This is a genomic window from Protofrankia symbiont of Coriaria myrtifolia, from assembly GCF_900634755.1.
GTDB lineage: Bacteria > Actinomycetota > Actinomycetes > Frankiales > Frankiaceae > Protofrankia > Protofrankia coriariae.
The window spans coordinates 1-3779 of record NZ_CAAAFS010000157.1; the positions used below are offsets into that span (position 1 = coordinate 1).

Here is a 3779-nt window from a genome sequence, read left to right on the forward strand (position 1 = left end):
GTCTACTAGGCGTTGAGCAGGAACAGACTGGGCACCACCTGGCCGGTGGTGATCGACGCGCCGGCCCACAGGGTGATCAGTAGCGCGAGCACCCAGGTGACCAGGTGATTGGGAACGACTTTGACCAGCCGGCGGCGCCAGAAGCGCAGGTTGGTGTCCTGTGCGCGGGCGGACACGGTGAGCACGAACCCGCTGAGCACGAAGAAGAAACCAACGCCGGCGAACCCGAACGTCATGGTCCAGTTCCGGTTCGAGCCGGGCCCGCCCGCCGCCACCGTGACATAGGCGTGGGTGATGAAGACGGCGAATGCCGCGATGAACCGGAAGCCGGTAAGCGAGGGCAGCCGCGTACCGGCGGTGCTCTTCGCACTGGTGTCGGTATTGGTGGTCTCCGTAGCGAACGCCATGGATAGCTCGTTCCTGCCGTGGACCGGCGCGCGATCTGTTGGGCTGACAGACAGTCTTCTGAGTGATCGAAAGTTTTCGGCCGGCGGGTCTTTCAGTCGGCGAGCTCGATCGCGCGGGCGGGGCACAGTTGCTGGGCTTCCCACACCTTCGCGCTCAGTTCCACGCCCGGCTCGGGATCGAGTAACGAAACCAGGCCCTCTTCGTCGTCGTGTTCAAACACCTCCGGGGCGGTGAGCACGCAGAGCCCGGCGCCGATGCACCGGTCCCGATGGGTGCTGATCCGAACGGTCCGGCTCATCCGGTCCTCGGTTCCCGGCCTGCCCGGGCCGTCATCTCGCTGGGGCTGGCGGAGACCGGCAGGCGGTACGGACAGCTTCGGCGCTCCGGCGACAGGAGCGCTTCGGCCATATCGGTCGGCAACGTGGCCTCCCCGACGAGAAGATCGTGGATTCTGGGGAAAGATGGACGGGCGGGCCCGGTAATCGGCCGTACCCAGCAGACAGTAAAAGGTGTGATGGTGTGGTATGCAATGGCGCCCATGCCGGATCCGTCTTTCTCTTAACAGGCGCTTTAGCGCCATATTGGCGCGTGGACACGGGTGCGGCCGGGCTTCAGCGCGGGGCAAGGAGCGCGTCAGCCGGCCGTTCCAGAATCAGCGGGGCCGATATGCCGGCGGCCGGCGAAGCGGATGCGTCCGGGTTGTTCCGGCCGGTGCCCGCCGACCGGCCCGGCGTCGGCCGGGGAGCTTGCGCCCGGATAAATCCGTGTGATCGGGGAGAGGTCGGTGGTGGTCCGATGGCTGGGAACACGACTGGGAACACGGAGAGGTGGCTCCGGCAGTTTCACCCGGGGCCGCCGGACGGGCCGTTGCTGGTCTGCTTTCCGCACGCGGGCGGCGCGGCGAGCTTCTACCTCCCGATGGCCAGGGCGCTGTCGGCGACCACGCGGGTGCGAGCGGTGCAGTACCCGGGGCGTCAGGACCGCCGGTCGGAACCGCCGCTGACGACCATCGCGGCCCTCGCGGACGCCCTCGCCGAGGTGCTGGACGCGTTCACCGGCCAGCAGGTGGCGTTCTTCGGCCACAGCATGGGTGCGATCGTCGGGTTCGAGGTGATCCGGCGGCTGGAGGCCGCGGGCCGGCCGGGTCCGCGGGTGCTGTTCGCCTCCGGCCGGCGCGCGCCGTCGGTACGTCGCGGGGACCGCGTCCACCTGCTCGACGACGCCGGGTTCCTCCGCGAGATCCGCGCGCTCGGCGGCACCGACCCGCGTGTCCTCGACGACCCGGAGATGCTGGCGCTGGTGCTGCCGCCCACCCGGGCCGACTACCGGGCGATCGAGACCTATGTGGGCCCGCCCGACGCGACGGTGCGCACCCCGGTGACCGTGCTCGTCGGTGACACGGACCCACACGCCACGGCGGTCGACGCCGAGCGGTGGCGCGAGCACACCGGCGGGGACTTCGACGTGCGGGTGTTCCCCGGGGGGCACTTCTACCTTGTCGACCAGCAGCAGGCGGTGACCGCGACGATCGTCGCCGCGCTGCGGGACGGGCCGGCCGCGGGCCAGCGGCCGGCGGCCGTCGGGCAATGGCGGCCTGACCGGCACCGGCCCCGCCCGTAACAACACGGTCGAGCGCGGCTGAGCCCACACCCGGCCGCCACCCGGCTGCCACACGACCGAGGTCACGTCACAGGGCCGCCTACGGGATTCTCCTGGACGGTCGGAATGCCGGGCCGTTTCGTGCGGCTGCGGACTTCCGCCGGTCATTGCGCGCAGGGAGTGCGGGCCTGCCTGAAAACGGTCACGAAAAGAAATGAAAAATCCTGAAAAGAAAAACTGTCTCGAATAAAAGACAGTAGCCGTGGTACGCACCGCGATACGCAACGGGCCGTCCGCTCCGGGTGGAGGGGACGGCCCGTTGCCGTCGGCGGAAGCCGCCAGCGCCACTGCCACTGTCAGCGCTGCTGACAGGGCCGCTGGCGGCGTCACTGTCAGGCGGTGGGCACCGCGGGCTGGCGCTCCCCGGCGCGGTCCGCTGTCAGCTCGGCGTGCAGGAGGCGGGCCAGCCCCGCGGCCGTGGGATGGTCGAACACGGCGGTCGGTGGCAGGCGCACCCCGGTCTGCGCGTGCAGCCGGCTGGTCAGCTCCAGGGACGTGAACGAGGACAGCCCGGCGTCGATGAGACTGGCCTCGGGGTCGACCAGGTCCGCCGAGGCATGCCCGAGTATGTCGGCGATGTGCCCGCGCAGCAGTTCCACCAGCAGGTGTTCCCGCTCGACCTCGGACGCCGCGGCCAGCTCCTGCCACCACTGGCCGGTCCATGCCGCCGGCGGCGCGGCGCCGTCGGCGGCATGGCCGTCGACCGCGCCGTGACCGGCTGCCGCGTGATCGGCCGTGGTGTTGTCGGTGCCCGGGTCGTCGACGGGTTCCGCCGGCCGGAGCGGGCGGGTGGTGACCCAGTAGCGGGTGTGCTGGAAGGCGTAGGTGGGCAGCCGGACCCGGCGGGCGTCGGCGGGGATGGCCGGCGCCCAGTCCACGGCGGCGCCGTCGGCGTGCAGCCGGCCGAGGGCGGTGAGCAGCGCGCGTGGTTCCGGCCACCGGTCGCGTAGCAGCGGTACCTGGATTCCGGCGGCCGGGTCGCGCAGCGAGGCGGTTGCCAGGGCGCTGAGGGTGCCGTCCGGGCCCAGCTCGACGAACCGGGTGACGCCCAGGTCCTCCAGGGTGCGGATACCGTCCTGGAACCGGACGGTTCCCCGCAGGTGCCGCGTCCAGTAGCCGGCGGAGAGGAGATCGTCGCCGGTGGCCAGCGCGCCGGTCACGTTGGACACGACGGGGATGGCCGGCGGGGTGAACGTCAGCCGGCCGGCCTGCCGCCGGAACTCGTCGAGGACGCTGTCCAGATGAGGTGAGTGGAAGGCGTGGCTGACCCGCAGCCGGCGGGCCTTCACCCCGCGGGCGCGGAACCGTTTGGCCAGGTCCGCCACCACCTCCTCGTCGCCGGAGATGACGGTCGACGTCGGGCCGTTGACCGCGGCGACCGACACCCGGCCGGCCAGTTCCGCCAGCTCCGCCAGTTCCGCGGCGACCTCGTCCTCGGTGGCGTGCAGCGACACCATCGCGCCGCCCTCGGGAACGCTCTGCATCAGCCGTCCGCGCAGGACGACGAGAGCGGCGGCGTCGGCCAGGCTCAGCACCCCGGCCAGGTGGGCCGCGACCAGCTCGCCGACGGAGTGGCCGATCAGGTAGTCGGGCGTCAGCCCGAACGACGTGACCAGCTGGTACAGCGCGACCTCGTGGACGAACAGCGCGGCCTGCGCGAGGGCCGTCCGGTTCAGGATCGCCGTGCTCTCGGGGCGGGGCGGGGCCAGGAC

At 71.4% G+C, this 3779-nt stretch carries 4 protein-coding genes; 1 reads left to right on the forward strand and 3 read right to left on the reverse strand.

Going from position 1 to position 3779, the window contains the following annotated elements; all coding sequences use genetic code 11:
• Positions 1 to 5: 5 nt before the first annotated feature.
• The gene (locus CM1CMNOD_RS08750; RefSeq protein ID WP_043603349.1) at positions 6 to 407 is read right to left on the reverse strand and encodes an acyltransferase family protein; all 402 of its coding nucleotides are present in this window, start codon (positions 405 to 407) and stop codon (positions 6 to 8) included.
• Between the two features lie 92 nt (positions 408 to 499).
• Positions 500 to 706 carry a ferredoxin gene (locus tag CM1CMNOD_RS08755; protein WP_013873313.1) on the reverse strand — a complete coding sequence of 69 codons (207 nt, stop codon included), beginning with the start codon at positions 704 to 706 and terminating at the stop codon, positions 500 to 502.
• Between the two features lie 497 nt (positions 707 to 1203).
• On the opposite strand from CM1CMNOD_RS08755, the gene CM1CMNOD_RS08760 reads away from it, so the two are divergent.
• Positions 1204 to 2028: a thioesterase II family protein gene (locus CM1CMNOD_RS08760; protein ID WP_013873315.1), complete on the forward strand. Its 825-nt coding sequence runs from the start codon at positions 1204 to 1206 to the stop codon at positions 2026 to 2028.
• 371 nt (positions 2029 to 2399) lie between these two features.
• Here CM1CMNOD_RS08760 and CM1CMNOD_RS08765 read toward each other — a convergent pair.
• A partial coding sequence (locus CM1CMNOD_RS08765) for an acyltransferase domain-containing protein (protein WP_131773936.1) occupies positions 2400 to 3779 on the reverse strand: 1380 nt, incomplete at its 5' end.

Excerpts from the sequence above, each read along its gene's own strand:
- CM1CMNOD_RS08760 (WP_013873315.1), top strand. The coding sequence starts at position 1,204 with ATGGCTGGGAACACGACTGGGAACACGGAGAGGTGGCTCCGGCAGTTT.
- CM1CMNOD_RS08750 (WP_043603349.1), bottom strand. The coding sequence starts at position 407 with ATGGCGTTCGCTACGGAGACCACCAATACCGACACCAGTGCGAAGAGC.
- CM1CMNOD_RS08755 (WP_013873313.1), bottom strand. The coding sequence starts at position 706 with ATGAGCCGGACCGTTCGGATCAGCACCCATCGGGACCGGTGCATCGGC.